The sequence below is a fragment of the Microbacterium sp. Au-Mic1 genome (assembly GCF_021341785.1).
Lineage (GTDB): Bacteria > Actinomycetota > Actinomycetes > Actinomycetales > Microbacteriaceae > Microbacterium.
The window spans coordinates 19,744-38,492 of sequence record NZ_JAJTTF010000006.1 but is presented as its reverse complement, the minus strand read 5'-3'; the positions used below and the strand labels follow the sequence as shown (position 1 = coordinate 38,492).

13 protein-coding genes are annotated in these 18,749 nt (G+C 66.7%); 8 read left to right on the top strand and 5 right to left on the bottom strand.

Features of this window, described 5'->3' with window-relative positions; translation table 11 throughout:
- Window positions 1–14: 14 nt before the first annotated feature.
- The 3 genes from LXM50_RS09490 (at window position 15) to LXM50_RS09480 (ending at window position 4,934) form a co-directional block, all read left to right on the top strand.
- Window positions 15–1,013: an alpha/beta hydrolase gene (locus LXM50_RS09490; protein WP_233311079.1), complete on the top strand. Its 999-nt coding sequence runs from the start codon at window positions 15–17 to the stop codon at window positions 1,011–1,013.
- A 2,596-nt stretch (window positions 1,014–3,609) separates the two neighbouring features.
- Entirely contained in the window at window positions 3,610–3,837 is a 228-nt protein-coding gene (locus tag LXM50_RS09485; protein WP_233311078.1) for an AlpA family transcriptional regulator, read from the top strand.
- Window positions 3,837–4,934, top strand: coding sequence for a site-specific integrase (locus tag LXM50_RS09480; RefSeq protein WP_233311077.1), 1,098 nt, complete (start codon window positions 3,837–3,839; stop codon window positions 4,932–4,934). The genes LXM50_RS09485 and LXM50_RS09480 overlap by 1 nt, the downstream gene beginning before the upstream one ends.
- 853 nt (window positions 4,935–5,787) lie before the next feature.
- On the opposite strand, the gene LXM50_RS09475 is transcribed toward LXM50_RS09480, so the two are convergent.
- Together LXM50_RS09475 and LXM50_RS09470 are read right to left on the bottom strand one after the other, a co-directional pair.
- The gene (locus LXM50_RS09475) at window positions 5,788–6,987 is read right to left on the bottom strand and encodes a hypothetical protein (RefSeq protein ID WP_233311076.1); all 1,200 of its coding nucleotides are present in this window, start codon (window positions 6,985–6,987) and stop codon (window positions 5,788–5,790) included.
- The gene (locus LXM50_RS09470; protein WP_233311075.1) at window positions 6,984–7,823 is read right to left on the bottom strand and encodes a serine/threonine-protein kinase; all 840 of its coding nucleotides are present in this window, start codon (window positions 7,821–7,823) and stop codon (window positions 6,984–6,986) included. The genes LXM50_RS09475 and LXM50_RS09470 overlap by 4 nt, the downstream gene beginning before the upstream one ends.
- A 340-nt stretch (window positions 7,824–8,163) precedes the next feature.
- Between LXM50_RS09470 and LXM50_RS09465 the strand changes: the two genes are divergently transcribed.
- The 4 genes from LXM50_RS09465 to LXM50_RS09450 all read left to right on the top strand — a co-directional run bounded on the left by LXM50_RS09465 (window position 8,164) and on the right by LXM50_RS09450 (window position 14,913).
- Window positions 8,164–8,862, top strand: coding sequence for an alpha/beta fold hydrolase (locus LXM50_RS09465; protein WP_233311074.1), 699 nt, complete (start codon window positions 8,164–8,166; stop codon window positions 8,860–8,862).
- A 195-nt stretch (window positions 8,863–9,057) separates the two neighbouring features.
- On the top strand, window positions 9,058–9,558 hold the full coding sequence (locus LXM50_RS09460) for a hypothetical protein (protein ID WP_233311073.1): 501 nt from the start codon (window positions 9,058–9,060) through the stop codon (window positions 9,556–9,558).
- A gap of 310 nt (window positions 9,559–9,868) precedes the next feature.
- Complete coding sequence (locus LXM50_RS09455; protein ID WP_233311072.1) at window positions 9,869–12,724, top strand: immune inhibitor A domain-containing protein; 2,856 nt, start codon at window positions 9,869–9,871, stop codon at window positions 12,722–12,724.
- Window positions 12,725–12,972: 248 nt separating this feature from the next.
- A complete protein-coding gene (locus LXM50_RS09450) occupies window positions 12,973–14,913 on the top strand; it encodes a potassium transporter Kup (RefSeq protein ID WP_233311071.1) in 1,941 nt (646 codons plus the stop codon).
- A gap of 216 nt (window positions 14,914–15,129) precedes the next feature.
- Here LXM50_RS09450 and LXM50_RS09445 read toward each other — a convergent pair whose 3' ends face one another.
- The 3 genes from LXM50_RS09445 to LXM50_RS09435 are packed head-to-tail and all read right to left on the bottom strand — an operon-like array spanning window position 15,130 to window position 17,368.
- Window positions 15,130–15,531 (bottom strand): RidA family protein, encoded by a 402-nt coding sequence (locus LXM50_RS09445; protein WP_233311070.1) that lies wholly within the window; start codon window positions 15,529–15,531, stop codon window positions 15,130–15,132.
- Entirely contained in the window at window positions 15,528–16,301 is a 774-nt protein-coding gene (locus LXM50_RS09440) for an IclR family transcriptional regulator (RefSeq protein ID WP_233311069.1), read from the bottom strand. Before LXM50_RS09440 ends, LXM50_RS09445 begins: the two co-directional genes overlap by 4 nt.
- The gene (locus LXM50_RS09435) at window positions 16,298–17,368 is read right to left on the bottom strand and encodes a sugar kinase (protein ID WP_233311068.1); all 1,071 of its coding nucleotides are present in this window, start codon (window positions 17,366–17,368) and stop codon (window positions 16,298–16,300) included. Before LXM50_RS09435 ends, LXM50_RS09440 begins: the two co-directional genes overlap by 4 nt.
- A gap of 76 nt (window positions 17,369–17,444) precedes the next feature.
- On the opposite strand from LXM50_RS09435, the gene LXM50_RS09430 reads away from it, so the two are divergent.
- Entirely contained in the window at window positions 17,445–18,749 is a 1,305-nt protein-coding gene (locus LXM50_RS09430) for an amino acid deaminase (protein WP_233311067.1), read from the top strand.

Below are 18,749 nucleotides of genomic sequence, written 5' to 3'. Positions count from 1 at the left end.
CCTGAAGGAGCGAAATGAGTGACATCGACTCGAAACCGTCCCAAGAGATGCGAGCGAAGCGACACCAACCGCCCGTGCCGAACAGCGTCAGCGAACAGGCGCAGCGAGTGCTATCCGTGCCGGTCAACATAGAAGTTCCGCAGTACCCGGACCGCACGGACACTGAGGCCTGGGAGGCTTATGTTGAGGCCGCGGATGCTGGCGTTCGTTCGTACTACGAAGCGGGCATGCCCCCGGCCGAGACCTTCACGGTCACGGCGAATGACGTCGACGGCGTCGCGAACTACGTAATCCGTCCGAACCATGTCGAGGACGGCAGCAACTCACCGATCTTCATCGAGGTGCATGGCGGCGGTCTCTTTCTTGGCGGCGGGGAACTTGCTTGGATGGCAGCCATCCCGAACGCGGTCGGTCGCAACGGGATTACCTGGGCCCCCGACTACCGGATGCCACCGAGGCATCCGTATCCGGCGGCGCTGGACGACCTGCTGCACGTCTATCGGGCAGCGCTGGACCTCGTCGGCCCTGAGAAAGTCATCGTCAGCGGGGCGTCGGGCGGCGGCAATCTGTCTGCCGCATTCCTGGTCCGAGCGAAGGACGAAGGGCTCCCGATGCCCGCCGCGCTGGTTCTGCTGACACCGGAAGTCGACCTGACCGAGTCCGGCGACACTTTCGCCACCAACGACGGTATCGACTGGATGCTCACCTCGCTGATGCCGGTGAACCTCCTCTACGCGAACGGTGAAGAACTGACCCACCCCTATCTATCCCCGCTCTTCGCCGATCTGACTGGGTTCCCACCCACGTTCCTGCAGACCGGGACGCGCGACTTGTACCTTTCAAACACGGTCCGAATGCACCGGGCTCTCCTCCAGGCCGGTGTCGAAGCAGAGCTGCACGTGTTCGAGGCGATGGCGCACGGAGGCTTCGGCGGTACCTCACCCGAGGACGAGGAGCTCCGCGCCGAAGCCCGCCGATTTGAGTCTGTGCACCTGGCGCGCGCCGCGGTCTGAGGTAGCGCCCCCGGGCCGGGTATGCCCCATGCGATCGGGGCAGAACCCTGACGGATATCCATGTGGCCCGCGTACTGAATCGCCTCCGGTCCACCTCGTGGCCACCGCATGGTCACGAGGTGGACCGTGCGCGCCCACAGAGATCCGCGGCGAACAGGTCCAATCGACCCGAGACCGCTGCGTGACCAGCTGTGGTCCTCGCGTGGGCCGAACGGCGGTCACCGTGGGGACACCGCCCCCGACATGGTGCCGAACGGGAGTGCTGAGCGCATCGCTGAGCGATCGTGGCCGTCTGCCGGTCATGAGATGGTCGCTCGACGGTCACGAATGGGCGGAATGTGTCCCGCCTGTGACCGTGAACCGGGCAAGAACGCCCGCTGCAACGCAGCGGATTCGGCCCCACGGGTGAAGGTGGGCGGGACCGTGGAGCGTATGAGGGTGTGCGAAGAGGGCCCTACGTCTATCCGACCAGGAGCTCCTCCAGCGCGCCCACGGGAATGGGCAGCAACGCAGCGCTGGAACGCACCTGGTCGCCTAGACGGAGCAAGGGTCTGTAACGGGTTCGGGCCCTCCACAGGCAGAGGTACACCAGGCCCGACGGGCCGCTCCCCGCCCCCGCTGAGGAGACACCCCCGGACAGCGAAGAGCAGCTCGAGCTCCTGACTCGAAGGAGCTGTCAGAGTACGTGCGCCGGCCGCCGGCCGGACATCTACACGAGACGCGATCGGCGGAGCCTGGAGTGGGTCACGACCGTCCTCGGGGGCTACCGCCCCGTCGGCATGGAAGCGCAATCGACGTGCGACCCGCGGGCCGCCCTTGATCTTCCGCGGCCGCCATGAAGAGGGGCGGCTGATCGCCAATTTCAGAACTGCACGTCGATGCGGTCAAGGCTCCACGCAGTTCCGAAATACAGGGGGCGAAGGGCCGTGTCGACGACCGCGGGAGAGGCACCCACTTGCGGAGTGACGGCGCCGCCGAGACGGCATCTGGACGGGTGCTGTGTCGGTCTCGTAGCGAGTCCCGCAACCGGGTCTGGACGGTGCCCGAAGCACCACTGCATCAGCGGCCGGCGACCGGAGTCGTTCCTGTCCGGTGACAGATCCAGCTGCCACTCCAGCAGAGTGTCCTGGCCACGGCATAGCCGTGTCCGATGCGGCGATAGAAGAGCTCACGATCGGAGCTGGCGCTCCTGGCGCGGTGCCCACTCCGCCGGCTTCGCCGACTCCCGTGGATGGTGTCAGAGCGCTATACCCAGAGGTCTTCGCGATGCTCAGACCTGCGCCGTTTCAGAGCACAGACGGCCGCGTTGCCCGCGGCCGCGTCGGGGTGGGACCAGCCACCGTTCCGGCGTCTGGGCGTCGCTTCGCAGGCTCAGCTCGAGTGTTGGGACCATGGTGCCACTTCGTTCCAAACCATGGACCCAACCAAACCCCGACTTTCCAACGGAAAAGGATGGCCTTGGTCCCAGAGCACCCTTCGGGCCCTTCGGGTTCTGCTCTGGGCCCAGATGTGCTGGGACCATCCTTTTCCGCTGATGAAACAGCAATAGTGACCTCGATCGTCCGCTGAAGCTCCCGATGCGAGGGAGGAAAAGAAAAGAGCATAAGAGGAGGTGGCACCGGGCTGCGTTTCTCCTCCGCTGCGCTCCGGTTCAACTTGCCCGGTGGTCGGCATAGCCGACACCTCTGAGCCAGCCGTTCAGACGCTCGCTGCGCTCGGTCTTCGCGGCCGTCTCACCCTCGTCGCTGCCGCTCCTCAGGCCCTGACTGCGTCGCTTCGCTCCTTGCCCTCCAACGCCCCGTCGGGGGCGTTCTCGGGTGCTCCCGCCGGTGCCACTCCCGGAGACCGCCGAATGAGCAAGGTCGGATCGTCTCCGACGGGGGTGCGCGAAGCGGAAATTATTTCCGGAGTGTAGATCAGAATGCTGACCTCGAACGCAATCCATCGGAACGGCGATCTCAACATGATCGAGCAAGCCATCACCAAGCGGTGCACGCAGAGCAACAGCGCCAAACCAGGATGAAGGCGTGTACCTGCATGTACCTGCACCCCTGTAGGTACGTGGCGTGGAGAAAGAAAGTCCAGGTCGCATGGGAATTCTGCCGTGCAAGGTGGCGAGTAGCTCGGGAGAATGGAAAGCGAGGTTGATCAGGCGTTTGCTGTTTTGTACCTGGTGTGCCTGCTAGGAACACAACCTCTATATGAGGAGGCGCGTGCAAGGCTGCCCTCAACTCAACGAGCCAACCTAATGGTTTTCTCAAGGGTGCAGGTACAGCAGGTACTTCGGCCATCAATGGCTCTAGAACCTTGATTTTCCGCGACTGAACTGTACCTGGAGGTGTAACTGCACCCCCCCCGTTTGTGCAGGTACACACCAGGTACACGCTGGCTGTGCCCAACCGCTTGCGAGTGAACGGCCCGGTGGCGTGGCTACCGCATTTGTGAAGAGCCGTGGGCTCCTGTGTATGATCGCTCTACGCCCGAATGACATGAAAGGGGCGAGAGCCATCTGGCTCGACAAGTGGATACGCCAAGCAACCGCTAACGGGTTCGGCTAATCAGATCCTCTTGAGAGTTTCGACTTTCGAGGATCTCCATGTCTCTTTCCGCCCCCGCGAGCACTCCGCTGCTCGACTCTCTGATCACGCCGGCAACCCTCGCCGAACGTCTCGGCACCACCGAACGCAGCCTCGCCGAATGGCGCATCACCGGGCGCGGCCCCAAGTTCATCCGCATCGGACGGAGCCCGCGGTACCGTCCCGAAGCGGTCGATGCGTGGCTCCTGAGCCAGGAGCACGCAAGCACGGCGGACGAAGCCGCCTGATGGGCACGGTCAAGGTGTACTCGACCAAGACCAAGGGGCGGATGTACGAGGTCTGGTACACGAAACCCGACGGCACCCGGGGCCACGATCGCGGATTCAAGCTCAAGCGGGATGCAGAAGCGCACCTTGCAACCGTGGAGGTGTCGAAGCTCAAGGGCGCCTACGTGGATCCGGCTGATGCCAAGATTCGCATCGCCGAACTCGGGCCCGATTGGCTCGTTCGGCACAGGGCTTCAGTCACAGTGAGTAGCCATCACTCCGTGGAGAGCTGCTGGAGAGTCCACGTGCTGCCGAGGTGGGGAGACTACGCGGTCGGTGCCCTAACCCGCCGCGAACTTGCGGCCTGGTTGCATCAGCTCGGCGAGGAGCGTTCGCACACAACCGTTGCGCGAGCACGCGACCTACTCGCGGGCATCCTTGATGATGCGATCGAGGATGGGCGAATCGTTAAGAATCCGGCACGCGGCATCGCGATCAAGAGGAAGCCTCTTCCCGACGAGGCTTATCTCTCGCACGGTCAGGTCGAGTCGCTTGCCCGTGCCTCCCGCCATCCCACTCTCGTGCGATTTCTCGCCTACACCGGATTGCGGTGGGGTGAGGCGACTGCCCTGCGGGTTCGCAACGTTGATGTTGTGAAGAGGCGGTTGATGATCCGCGAGGCGGTCACGGAGGTCAACGGCAAACACGTTCTCGGCGACGTTAAGAACCACGAGCGGCGGGTAGTTGCCTACCCGGACTTCCTCGACGCAGAGCTCGCTGAGGCGTGCCTGGCCAAGAGTCGTGAGGACCGACTTTGGGTCGCAGCAGACGGAGGATTTCTGCGTCAGGGCAACAGCCAGAACGGCTGGTTCCAGGCAGCGGTGAAGCGGGCGATGACTGAGGATCCTGACATGACGCGGATCACACCTCACGACTTGCGCCATACTGCTGCCTCGTTGGCGATCAGCGCGGGGGCCAACGTGAAAGTGGTCCAGCGGATGCTGGGTCATAAGTCAGCAAAGGTGACCCTCGACACCTACGCGGCGCTCTTTCCGGACGACTTGGACAACGTGACCCACGCATTGAGCTCACAGCGACGGACTCAGCTCCAGCTGTAGCGGTATCTGCTCGGCGTCTCTAAGCGCTGTCGCACGCATGGAGTACATTGAGCTAGTGCCAGATTTGGCTCGACGTGCGACGGACCGGAGGGATAGGGTGCGGCCTTTGGTAGGAAGCGCGAAGTACGCGACTCACGCCTACCGCTTCGAGTCGCAGATGCTTCCGAGCCTCAGGGTGTCCCTACCCTCCTTGGCCTTTAGTCGCTCCGGTCGTGACCGCGTGAGCATATTTACGGAGGTCCCCGCGGTCGCGGGCGTTCCGGATCTAGTCGCCGTCAGGTTCGACATGGCCGGGGTTGAGCGAAGAGCGCAGGAAAAGATCGTTCCGCTCTCGTCGGAGACGGAGGTTCGCCTCGCCATGGAAGCAAAGAAGCCGATACCTCTCTCCAGCGCTGGTGCGTCGGTTGGGTTGTCGGATGAGTACGTCCGACGATCCGTCTTCCCGCTGATGCAGGACAAAGGTTGGCTGATCAAGGACGGCTCTCACATCGTGCGAGTTCCAGGCGCGGCATTCGTTGGAGAGCGCGTCGTTACCGTCGAGGCGAAACTCCGAGATTGGCGTCGCGCGTTCTCGCAAGCCAGAAGGCAGCGGTGGTCGGCCGATGCGGCTTACATAGCGCTTCCGGCCCACTCGACAACGTCGTTAGAAGGTGACTTGTCTGCGATCGGGGCACGGGGCATCGGAGTGATCTCACTTGATGATGCAACCGGTGCCGCTCGAGTCCTCGTGCGTCCAGCACGCGTGAACCGCAGCAAGACTGCAGTGGGGCGTGCGCTGTTGAGCGAGCGGACCCTCGAGATGTTCGCGCGGGGCGAGATGGAGGGGCCTGTAAGCCCTGTTTTCGGTTGGGTGCTACCGGAGCATTTTCGGCCACAGCGTGAGGTGTGACGGGCTGTTGATTCCAGTGGGCTGGTCGATCTTGTCCAGAGATTTGATGAACTCGCGGGCCGCCTTGACGCGTGCATGAGTGCGATTCGCTCGGCGCTTGCCTGCGGTTGAAGCGACTAGGTCTGCGACCGCAGCGAGATAGTGCAAGCTGGCGCGCTCCGGGGTATGACCGCCAGAGCTGACTTCTCTCGAGTATGGAGTCTCAAGCGTCAGATGACCGCTCAGCTCCGTTAGGCGTTCGTGTTCGCTGAACTCGACAGTATGTAGAAGTGTGCTGTCGAAGTAGCGCGGGATGCGCGGCGTTGGCTTCTGGCCGGGCGAGCGCCTGACGATCCTTTGCGCAGCGAATGCCTGTTCGTCCCACGCTTGTCCTGTAGAAAAGCCAGCGGCTCCGATCGCTCCCATCAGCCAGCCTGTCAGGCCCGAGTTGGGGAGGTAGAGACGGCGGTCCTCAAGTGCGGCCGCCCGAACGAGGTCTCTGTAGCCGGTCAGAATTGTCGCTTCTTGCAGTTGCCCATAACGAGGCGAGACGTCCGGCCACCAGAAGCGCAAATACCAGTCGGTCAGGTCGCTCTCTACGAGCTCGTCGATAAGCGTGTTTCGCAGTGAGGCGTCAGTGAGCCACTTGGAATCCAATGTCAGATTGGCCCAGAGGTTCTGGCCGGATCGCAAGGAGCGCGCTTCGTCGATTGTTGCAAGCGCTCGCTGCAGTGATTTGGCTCCGTTTGCTTCGCTGACCCATCCGGTCGGAGACAGGAGTACCGAGGCGTCATAGTCTTCTTGTAGGTCGAGAACTGACTTGATCCAGAGGCGCCCTGGCTTCACCGGCACATCGCGAATGTAGTTCCAGCTCAGCTCCGTAGCCGTGAGCTCCTTTGCACCAGGCCAGCCGAGGCAATCACCCCGCCATAGCTCTGGATCGACGATGCGAACGGGGACACGCTCGAACGAACGCGAGACTTCGGATGCCTTCTTAGACGAGATCCGCGGAAGCCGAATAACCGTTCCGAGTCCCAATGCATCGCCATGGATCCTGGCAAGATGATCGGCCAGTTCCGGCAGCCTCGAAGAGTTCTGATAGCTACGGTGCAACAGAAGTAGTGGCGCTCTGCCGTTGAGCGCCTTCTTCCTACTCCTCCCGCTCCAACCATCCTTCGCGGTCATTTGTCTCTCCCTAGGTCTTGGATCGCTCGACGCGCGCTACCGCGGGCGTGAAGCGGCTCTGCCACCAGAAGCCTGTCGACGAGTCTGATCAGCTTCTTTGGCTTGGTCACGTTCCATGGGCGGTGGGGCGCCATGGCCATGTCGTAGAGATCTTCGACATCCAACCCCTGGGGATTGTCGAGATCCAGGTATGGGTGCTTTCCGGTGAGCAGTGAGTAGAGGACCACGCCGATTGCCCACATGTCCGAGGCCTTGCGGGCACGCTCCCCGACAAGTTGCTCAGGAGCCATCCAAGGCGGGCTCCCGACACGACTCGGGTAGCGAGTGATTGTGACATCCGAGATGGCCTTGCTCAGGCCAAAGTCAATGAGCACTGGTCGTGCCCAATCGCCGTCACGAAGCATGATGTTGTCCGGCTTGATGTCGCGGTGCACAGTCCCCGCAGCGTGCAGTTCGGAGGTCGCGCTTAGGAGCCCGTGCGCGAACGAGTTGATCTCGCGACGCGCAGGCAAGCCGTTCTCTTTCACATTGACAGCGACGTTCCCGCCTGGGATGTACTCGCAGATGAGGGTCAGCGGCTCCGTGCCGGCAAGCTGTGCTTGCCGGACATCGATTAGCCGCGCCACTCCAGCGTGAGAGAAGCGCTGCATCCCCTCAATCTCCCGCTGAACCCTATTGGCGCTAAAGTGCTCCGGTTTGAGAATCTTCGCGGCGGCATCTGCGTCGCCGTCATCAAACCCCCGAAGGTGCCACGTCGACCCAAACGTGCCGCTACCCAAGAACGTCGCAGAGCGGCTCCTAAAGGCGGACCTGACGTCGTCGGCATCGAACTTCATGCGAATGAGCCTGTCGCATCCTGCGGCGAGTGCGGGCAACAGGTGTCTCTCCTGGGATCGTGCGGCTCGACCCCCGGGGTCTCGTTCGGCCGTGCGGGGTCCGGCGCGGGCGTGGTGCATTTTGGTGCAAGAAGTGGTGCGAGCACCCGTGTGCAGGTGTGAGCAAAAGCGCCGGTTCTCCTCGTAAGCGAGAGGATTCAGGGTCGGGGCGAGCCCCTCCGAGCCCCGGGCGATGGGTTCAAATCCCACCGTCACCGCCATGAGAACCCCCGAGAGATCGGGGGTTTTCGTCTACCTTGGGAGTGTCCGATCCCATGGGAGGGCAGGAGGTGGCGCCCTGATGGCGACGTTCGTGCTGATCCATGGTGCCGGCGATGTCGGGTGGCATTTCCATCTGGTCGCGGCGGAGCTCCGCGCCAGGGGGCACGATGTCGTCGCGCCCGACCTGCCCGCCGACGACGAGTCGCTGACGCTCTCCGACTATGCCGACGCCGTGGCGGAGGCTGTCGGCGATCGCCGGGATCTGATCGTCGTCGGCCATTCCTTCGGCGCCTTCACCGCGCCGCTGGTCACCGAGCGCGTGCCCGTCGACGTGCTGGTGCTGCTCGCCGGCATGATCCCGGCGCCGGGGGAGCCGCCCGAGCGGTGGTGGGAAGACCTGGGCTACGAGTCCGCTGTCGCGGAGCAGGCGGAACGGGACGGCGGGCTGACCGGGAGCGCCGACCCCTTCGTGGCCTTCTATCACGACGTTCCCCGAGAGCTGGCTGCCCAGGCGCTCAGCCGTGAACGCGCGCACCCGTCGCGCACGGCGATGGTCGAGCCGTGGCCGATGACGGCCTGGCCCGACGTGCCCACCCGGTTCGTGCTGTGCCGCCAGGATCGAGTGCTGCCCGCCGAGTTCCTCCGCGGGGTGGTTCGCGAGCGCCTGGGCATCGCGCCGGACGAGATCGACGGCAGCCATCGCGTGGCGCTGAGTCGACCTGCGGCCCTCGCCGATGTGCTGGAGCGCTGCGCAGCGACCGCTTCGGCGCCGTCCTGATCTCGGCGGGGCCTTGACCTCTGCGGGCCGGTGAACGCACCGTGTCATCGACATCTCGGTGCGATCACGATCCCCTCGGATCCGCTGCACGGGTCCGAGTCTATGGATCGGCTCGGAATAGGGTGGAAGGCAACCATGGCTGTCGCGCCCTTTCGGACCGGCAGCCACATCTATGGAGAGACCGGAGAGCTCAACATGAACAAGGCAACCCTGACCCGCATCGGCGGCCTCGCCGCGGCGATCGTCCTCACCGCCACCATGACCGCCTGCTCGGGCGGCCAGAGCGTGGCCGACGCGTGCAAGATCGCCAACACCGAGATGACCAAGGCCACCTCGAGCGTCTCGAGCGACCTCAGCTCGGCCATGCAGAAGGCCACCACCGGCGAGAAGGTCGACTTCGCCGGGATCTTCGCGCCCGTGCAGAAGGGTCTCGACGAGGCCGGCAAGAAGGTCACCAACGAGACGGTGAAGGCGCCGCTGACGGCGTTCGCGACCGAGTTCAAGAGCTTCGTCAAGGTCTTCGACGGCTTCGAGATGCCCGACATGAAGAACATCGACGCCACGGACCCGGCCGCGATGGACAAGCTCAAGGAGGCGCAGACCAAGGTCGAGGAGATCTCGACCAAGGCTCAGGACGCCAGCGCGAAGCTGACCGAGCAGGGCAAGAAGCTGCAGGATCTCTGCAACAAGGGCTGACCCCTACCCGGCGCGCGCTGAACGGCGAGCGCTCGACGAGGGCGCCGCACGGGACATCCCGGGCGGCGCCCTTCGTTCGTTCTCCCGCGGGAATTCCTCCGCTGTCCGGACCGATCCCGCGCCGTCGGATCCCCGTCCGCCGCGGCTCTTCCGCGGCTCGCGGTATATCGGCGGAGGATCTTCCTTTTTCAGGCGATTCTCTTCCCTTGCATAGGACTTTCACGGTAATGCTGGTTCTTGTGCGCCTGACCGGTGCACGACATCCGCATCGCCGCGGGAACCCCTGGGGCGATGCCTGGAGGGAGAAGCAATGTCAGAGAAGAGCGCTCGCACACGACGACGTGTGGTGGCGACGACGTCCGCGTTCGCACTGGCGGCGGCCGGGGTGGCGACCCTCGGGGCCGTTCCCGCCGTCGCAGCGCCGTCGAGCCCCCCGCCGTCGAGCACGGTGACCTCCACGAGCGCCGGTCCCGCAGGGGCCGACGCGAAGAGCGGCACCAGCGACCACTACATCAACTACGTGGCCCCCCGCGCCGAAGCGTTCACCGACGCGTCCGACGACGAAGCGGTCGCCGACACGAACGGCAGCACGAGCGCGCGCCAGGCGATCGGCGCCGCGGCCTTCGAGCGCGCCAAGGAGAACGACCAGAAGCACGCCCAGGGCAACCCCGTCGCGGCCAAGCAGCTCGCGATCACCGAGGCGAAGGCCGTGAAAACCGGCAAGAGCCCGAAGAATCTGAAGAAGTCCAAGACCACGCAGCAGGCGAAGCTCCTCACGATCCTGGTCGAGTTCGGGGGCACGGAGGACTTCTCGAACCTGCAGGTCCCGACGGCGTTCGGCGCGACCGACTGCAAGCCGGGAGACGTGCAGGGGCCGACCCTGCACAACAACATCCCGGACCCTGCCACGGCCGCGCAGCCCGACAACAACACGATGTGGATGCCCGACTTCTCGAGCGACTTCTACAACAAGATGCTGTTCTCGAAGCAGGGCGTCACCGAGCGCGTACGCACCGACCTGACGGGTCTGGACGGCAAGCCCGGGTTCGACATCTCCGGCAACACCATGAAGAACATGTACGAGGAGATGTCCCGCGGCGCATACACCCTCACCGGTGAGGCGACCGCGTGGGTCACCGTGCCTCATTCCGAGGCCTACTACGGGGCGACGGTGTGCCACCTCAACCCCGCGACCGGCGAGTACGAGGCCGGCCCCATGCAGGACATGCAGGGACACCCCGACAACCCGCTCGGTGCGGGGCAGCTGCCCATCGACGCTGTGGCGGCGCTCGCGCAGGCCGACCCCTCCTTCCCGTGGTCCGACTACGACATCGAGGACCAGGGCGATCGCGACGGCGACGGCAACGTGAACGAGCCCGACGGCATCATCGACCACGTCGTGCTCGTGCACGCCGGTGAGGACAAGTCCGGTGGCGGCGGCAAGGAGGGCACCTACGCGATCTGGGCGCACTCGTCCGACGTCGCGGGTGGCGCCACGATCCCGGGTACCGACTTCAAGATCCAGAACTACATCGTGCAGCCGGAGAACTCGGGAGTCGGCGTGTTCGCGCACGAGTACGGCCACGACCTCGGCCTGCCCGACCTGTACGACACGTCGAACGCCGGGAACTCCGACATCGACTTCTGGGATCTGATGAGCTCCGGCTCGCACTCCGGTCCGATCTTCCAGTCGCAGCCGACCCACATGGGGATCTGGGACAAGTGGGTGCTCGGCTGGGCGGACCCGGCGGTCGTGAATCCCGGTGACGGGAAGAAGACCATCAAGGTCGGCCAGACCTCGCGTCCCGCGAAGGGCACCGAGGACGGCATCAAGGTCAACCTGCCCGACAAGACGATCGTGCTGGCGGAACCGCACAGCGGATCCGAGATGTGGTACTCCAACTCCGACCAGAGCTGGGCGGATGCGACGCTGACCCGCTCGATCGACAACGTGCCCGTCGGAGCGACCTTCTCGATGTGGAACAACTACGTCATCGAGGAGGACTGGGACTACGGCTTCGTCGAGGTCTCGACCGACGGCGGATCCACCTGGACCGAGCAGAAGGTCTACGACGAGTCCGGCGCGCTGGTCTCCACGGATGACGGCTACGGCGACCCGAACGGCCGGATGAAGGACTTCGGCAACAAGAAGTACGGCCTGACCGGGTCGACCGACGGCTGGCGCCACGACCATGTCGACCTGTCGGCGTACGCGGGGCAGAACATCCAGATCCGTCTGCGTCAGGCGACCGACGCGGCGTTCCAGGAGCGCGGCTGGTTCTCGGACGACTTCGCCCTGACCGCCGGCGGAGCGGACGTCTGGACCGACGACGTCGAATCCGGCGACAACGGCTGGACCGCGGTCGACGGCACCTTCACCGACACCACCGGCGCCGGCTGGGCGCGTGACACCGGCACGCAGATCAAGGCGCAGTACTACCTGGTCGAGTGGCGCAACTTCGACGGCTTCGACAACGGCCTGAAGTACGGCTACACCACCGTGTACAGCGCCGACGGCTGGAAGGTCGAGAAGGTCCCGTACAACGCCCCGGGCGCGCTGGTCTGGTACCGCGACACCACGTACGGCAGCTCGAACCAGGTCACCACGAACCTGACGAGCCTGCCGAGCTACGGTGCCAAGGGCGGCCTGCTGCTCGTGGACAGCCACTTCGACCCGCTGCGCCGCACGGGTGCGGAGGCGGATCTGGATCCGTCCGTGCTGAAGAACATCTCCAGCCGTGCGCAGTCGTCGAACGCGGCGTTCGGGCTCACGCCGACCCTGCCGTTCAAGGACTGCCTGGTCGACGCGAACTACCAGAACGAGGCCTGCACCGACATCCCGGCGCAGCCCGCGGTGAGCACCTTCACCGACGACAAGGGCTGGGTGGCCGGCCTGGAGGTCCGCGACGGTCAGCTGTTCAACCGCATGCGCGACGCCTCGGTGGTCGTGCCCTCGGTCGGCAACGCGCCGTACAGCACGCGCGTCGTCAACCCCGACGGCACTCCCGCGACCGACCTCTACGGTCTGGACCTCGGGTTCACCACCCTCGGCACCGGCAACCCCGCCGATGCCGGCGTGGGCTACGGCACCGTGATCTCGGTGAAGAAGTCGATGCAGAACAACACCGCCGCGCTGATCGATGTGACGGCACCCCGCAAGGGCTGATCCGAACCGGAGCGCCGGTCCCGAACTGTTCGGGGCCGGCGCTTCGTCGTTCCGCCTGACCGGGGTCGTCAGCGAGGGCGACGGAGCCGCCCGAGCGCCGTACTGAGCGAGCGAAGCGAGTCGAAGTGACGAAACTGCGCGGATCCGCGCAGTTTCGTCAGGATCTCGTGAGGACCCGCCCGCCACGCCGCGTGAGGATTCCGTGAGGAGCGCCGGGTGGTGCGGAAACGGGGCTTTAGGCTTCGTCTGTGAACAGCCAGGCCGTGATCGACCAGAAGGCGCCCGTCGCCGGCAGGAGTCCGCTCCGTCTCGCCCTCGTCATCGGCGCGCTGGGTGTCGTCTTCGGCGACATCGGCACGAGCCCGATCTACGCCCTGCAGACGGTGTTCAACCCGGAGGACCCGCATCCGATCCCGCTGACGACGGAGAACCTGTACGGGATCGTCTCGCTCATCGTGTGGTCGGTGATCCTGATCGTCACGATCACCTACGTGCTGCTCGCGATGAGGATGGACAACGACGGCGAGGGCGGCATCATGGCGCTGCTCACCCTGCTGCGTCGCTGGGCACCGAAAGGCAAGCGCACCCGCACGGTGGCCGTGCTGTCCGGGCTGGCGGTGCTGGGAGCCGCGCTGTTCCTCGGCGACAGCATGATCACCCCGGCGATCTCGGTGCTCTCCGCGGTCGAGGGCCTGAAGACCATCAACCCGGGTCTGGAGGAGTGGATCGTCCCCATCACCGCGACGATCCTGCTGGTGCTGTTCCTCATCCAGAAGCTCGGCAGCTCCGTGGTCGGCCGGCTGTTCGGACCGATCATGGCGGTCTGGTTCGTCGTGATCGGAGTCCTCGGTATCGGCGGGATCATGCACGACCCGCAGATCCTGCTGGCGCTGCTGCCGACCTATGCGATCCAGTTCATGGTCGGTCACTTCGACATCGCGTTCTTCGCACTCGCGGCCGTGGTCCTGTCGGTCACGGGCGCCGAGGCGCTCTACGCGGACATGGGCCACTTCGGTCGCAAGCCGATCTCGTTCGCCTGGCTGTTCCTGGTCTTCCCCGCGCTGGCGCTGACGTACCTGGGGCAGGGTGCCCTGCTGCTGGAGGACAAGGCGAACATGTCGGCGCCGTTCTTCCTCCTCGCGCCGGAGTGGGGCCGAATCGCTCTCGTGGTGCTGTCCACCGTGGCGACGGTGATCGCCTCGCAGTCGGTGATCTCCGGCGCCTTCTCGGTGGCCGCTCAGGCCTCCGGGCTCGGCTACCTGCCTCGGCTGCGCGTCACGCACACGTCGTCCGAGACGCACGGCCAGATCTACGTGCCCTGGATCAACTGGCTGCTGATGGTGTCGGTGATCACCCTGGTGTTCGTCTTCCGCAGTTCCGCGTCTCTCGCGTTCGCCTACGGGATGGCGGTCATCGGCACGATCACGATCACGACGCTCCTGTTCTTCTACCTGGCTCGGCGACGCTGGAAGACCCCGGGCTGGATCCTCGGGATCGGCGCGGTGATCCTGCTGTCGGTCGACCTGCTGTTCCTCGCGGCCAACGCCACCAAGTTCGTGCACGGCGCCTGGCTGCCGCTCGCGATCGGCCTGGCGGCGTTCACCGTCATGACGACCTGGCAGCGCGGACGCGAGCTCATCACGGCGCGCCGCACGGAGGCGGAGGGCTCGCTGACGGACTTCGTGCGCAACCTGCGCACGCATCCGAAGCTCATCGACCGGGTGCCGGGGACGGCGATCTTCCTCAACCCGGGTGGTTCCACGACGCCGCTCGCGCTGCGCGCCAATGTCGAGCACAACCACGTGCGCCACGCGCGTGTGATCATCCTGTCCGTCGACATCCAGAACGTCCCGCGCGTGCCGCAGACCAAACGCTGCACGGTCGACGACCTGGGGGATCCGACGGACGGCATCCTGTACATCTCGGCGAAGTTCGGCTACGCGGAGAAGCCGGATCTGCCCCGTGCGCTGCGCAGCATCCCGCCGCACAAGACGCAGGGCTGGCTGGACCTCGACAACGCCACGTACTTCCTGTCGAAGATCGAGCTGCGCGAAGGGCGGCGCGGGGGCATGGCGCTGTGGCGCAAGCGGCTGTTCCTGGCGGCCTCGCACATCACGACCGACGCCAGCGACCACTTCGGCCTACCGCGCGACCGCGTCATCGTGATGGGGTCGCAGATCGAGCTGTAGCGGGTTCCTCGTGGGGTCCGGCGTGCGCTGCATGGGCCGCCGCACGCGTGTGGACCGGCGCACGCCGTATGGGCCAGCGCGCGCGTCGGGAGGAGAACTCGCCTTCGGGCGGAGCCCTGTGCGAGATTCCTCCTCCAGAGCGCGAGAACTCCTCCCGAGCCCGAGCCCGAGCCCGAGCCCGAGCCCGAGAGGCGGGCCGCGCGGGAGCCGTCAGGCTCAGACCACGGCGAGCGCGTCGATCTCGACGAGCATCTCCTCGCGCGGCAGGCCCGTGAACACGGTGGTGCGCGACGGCAACACGCCGCTCGGGGTGTGCTTCGTGACGAACTCGCCGTAGGCCTCGTTCATGATCGCGAAGTCCTCGCGTTTGGTGAGGTACACGCGCAGCATCACCACGTCGTCGAAGGTCGCCCCCGACGCCTCGACGATCGCGCGCACGTTCTCGAGGGTGCGTACCGTCTGCGCCGCGACGTCGCCGGGGAAGAGGTACTCGCTCGTCGCGGGATCCACCGGGCCCTGACCCGACACCTGCACGATCGGGCCCTTGCGGACACCCTGCGAGAACACGTGCGCGGGGGCGGGGGCGTCGGCGGTGAGAACGCGGGTCTTGTCGGTCATGGTCGTTCCTCTCGGTCGGCGGCCGGGCGCGGTGCCCAGCCCAGGTCTGCGGACGTCGCCTGTGTCGCCTCGACGAGCTGCGGCAACAGGGCCAGCACCTCGTGGGCGGGCAGCGACATGGTCGGCACCGACACGGACGCGGCGGCCACGACGGCGCCGCTGCCGTCGCGGATCGGGGCGGCGATGCAGTTGATGAAGCTCTCGTGCTCGCCGCTGTCGCGGGCGAAGTCGTCGGCGCGCACGCGTGCGAGTTCGGCGAGGAAGTCCGTCGCGTTCGCGATCGTGCGCTCGGTGTAGGGCACGTAGTCGATGCCCTCGGCGATCTCCCGCTGTGCGGACGCGGGAAGGTCGGCGAGCAGCACCTTCGCGACGGCGGTGCTGTGCAGCGGGGCGCGCAGACCGACCCGCGAGTACATCCGGATGCCGGTGCGCGCCTCGAGCTTGTCGATGTAGACGACGTCGCCCGACTCGTAGGCGGCCAGATGCACGGTCTGCCCGGTGCGCTCGTTCAGCCGCTCCAGATGAGGACGAGCGACCTCGCGCACATCGCGCTGGGCGAGCGCGGCGCCGGCGAGGTCGAACAGTCGGCTGCCCAGCCGGTAGCGGTGCTGCGCGTCGTGTGTCACGAAGCGCTGCGCCTCCAGGGTCTGCAACAGGCGCAGCACGGTCGACTTGTGCACGCCGAGCCGATCGGCGCACTCGTCGAGGCTGCGCGCGCCGTCCTGCAGAGCGATGAGCAGGTCCAGCGCGCGGGTCACGGTCTGGTTCATCGGGGCTCCTCGGCGGGTGCGGATGTGGATGCGGATGCGGATGTGGCGAAGGCAGGAGTCGGCCCGGTGTCCGTCGTCGCGTCGGCTGCACGGGCGCGCGGCGCCGGATCCGGTGCGATGTGATCGGCGACCGAGGTCAGCGCGCGGGCGGCCGTGCGGTGCCCCTGGGCCACGCTCTCGGTGAGCGGAAGGCCGTGCAGGATCCCCGCGAGCAGCCCCGAGGCGAACGCGTCGCCGGCGCCGATCGCCTCGACCACCTCGACCCGCGCCGGAACGGGCACCTCGATCCGCTCCTCGCCGTCGAACGCCACGACCGCGCCGTCGTCGTTCTTCACGACCAGCATCCGCGGCTCGGGGAACGCCCGCCGCAGCTCCTCCGGCGATGAGACGTCGAACACCTGCTCCGCCTCGTCGAGTCCGGCGAGCGCGATGTCGCTCGAGCGCAGGAAACCGGCCATCTGCGCGCGACCCTCCGTCTCGCGTCCGCTCCAGAGCCGGGCGCGCCAGTTCAGGTCGAAGGAGACGAGCGCGCGGCCGCGCAAGGCCGAGACGAGCGCCCGCTGCGCGTCGGCCGCGGAGCCGGACAGCGCCGGCGTGATCCCCGTGGTGTGCACCAGCGCGGCTCCGGCGAGCGCGGCGGCGACGGCGGGTTCGTCCAGCAGCTGCGGGCTGAGGTGCGCTCCGGCGGATCCGGAGCGGTAGTAGTGCATGCGGCTGCGGCCGGCACCCAGGTCGGTGACCGCGGCGGAGCCTCCGCCGACCTCCTTGAAGTAGACGCCGGTGCTGTGGAGCGGATCCACGCCGATCGCGCTCGTGTCGACGCCCAGGCGGTGCAGCTCGTCGCGGAGGTAACGGCCGAAGCCGTCGTCGCCGACCCGGGTGATGACGGAGGTCGGCACGCCGCAGCTGGCCAGGCCGATCGCGACGTTCGCCTCGGCGCCGCCGAGCGAACGGGTGAAGCCGCTGGCGTGCTCGAGCGGGCCGGGCTCGTTCTGCACCAGCACGACCAGCGCCTCGCCGAACGTGACGGCGGAGGGGGTCGCGACGGGGTGGGCGGACGCGGGCATGGATCGAGACTATCCAGCCGTGCAACCCCATGCAACGCCAATTGCATCGAACGCAACACGGCGGCATCATGGAGGGGTGGAGACGTCTTCGAGTGGTGCCCGCCCGCTGTCCGTGAGGGACAAGTCCTTCCCGCCGTCCGCGCACGGTCAGACGCGGGAGCAGTTCCTGGCGGCGGGGCCGATGCGCTCCGACTTCGCCACGCCGCTGCTCACGCTCGACGCCGGCGCGATGGTGCACAACGTCGCGCGCATGGCCGACTGGGCGCAGGAGGCCGGGGTGCTGCTGGCGCCGCATGGCAAGACGACGATGGCCCCGGCGCTGTGGCGGCAGCTGCTCGATGACCGCCCCGAGGGCGCCGGCGCGTGGGGTCTCACGCTCGCGACTCCGTGGCAGGCGCAGGTCGGGCGCGCCCACGGCGTGCGCCGCATCATCATCGCGAACGAGACGGTGGATCCGATCGGGTTGCAGTGGATCGCCGACGAGCTGGCCGCGCACCCCGAGGCGGAGATCCTCAGCTGGGCCGACGGCGTGGACGTCGTCCGCGCGATGGAGGCCGGCCTGAGCGGGGGAGTGCGGCGGCCTCTCCGCGTGCTCGTCGAACTCGGCGGCGCCGGCGGGCGCACGGGCGCCCGCGACCGCGCCACGGCACGCGCGATCGCCGAGGCCATCGCCGCTTCGCCCGTGCTCGAGCTGGCCGGGGTCGGCGGGTATGAGGGCGCCCTCGCGCACGACGCCGGTGACGCCGCGATCGCGCGGGTCGACGCCTACCTCGCCGAACTCGCAGGGCTGCACCGCGAGCTCGCCGATGCCGGGCTGTACCCGGCGGGTGTGCGCGCCGTGGTCACCGCAGGCGGCAGCGCCTACTTCGACCGCGTCGGCGCCGTGCTGCCGCCGCTCTGCCTCGACGCCGACGTCGTGGTGCGCTCCGGTGCGTTCCAGATCCATGACGACGGCTTCTACGCCGGGATCAGCCCGATGGGCCGCACGATCGGCGAGGTGCCGTTCCGCTCGGCCATGCACGTCTGGGCGCGGGTGCTCTCGCGTCCCGAGCCGGGCCTCGCGCTGCTCGACTGCGGACGCCGCGACGCCTCGTTCGACGAGGGGCTCCCGGTCGCGCAGCGCATCGCCGGGCGGGCGGAGGACGACGGCGTGCTCGCGGGCAGCACGGTGTCCGCGCTCAACGACCAGCACCTGTTCCTGCGACTCGGCGAGGCGGCCGTCGCCTCCGGTGCTGCGGCGCATCTGCGGGTCGGCGACGTGGTGCGTCTCGGGCTGTCGCACCCGTGCACCGTCCTCGACAAGTGGCGCCTGATCCCGGTCGTCGCCGACGCGGATGCACCGGACCCGGTCGTCGTCGACGTCGTGGAGACCGTGTTCTGA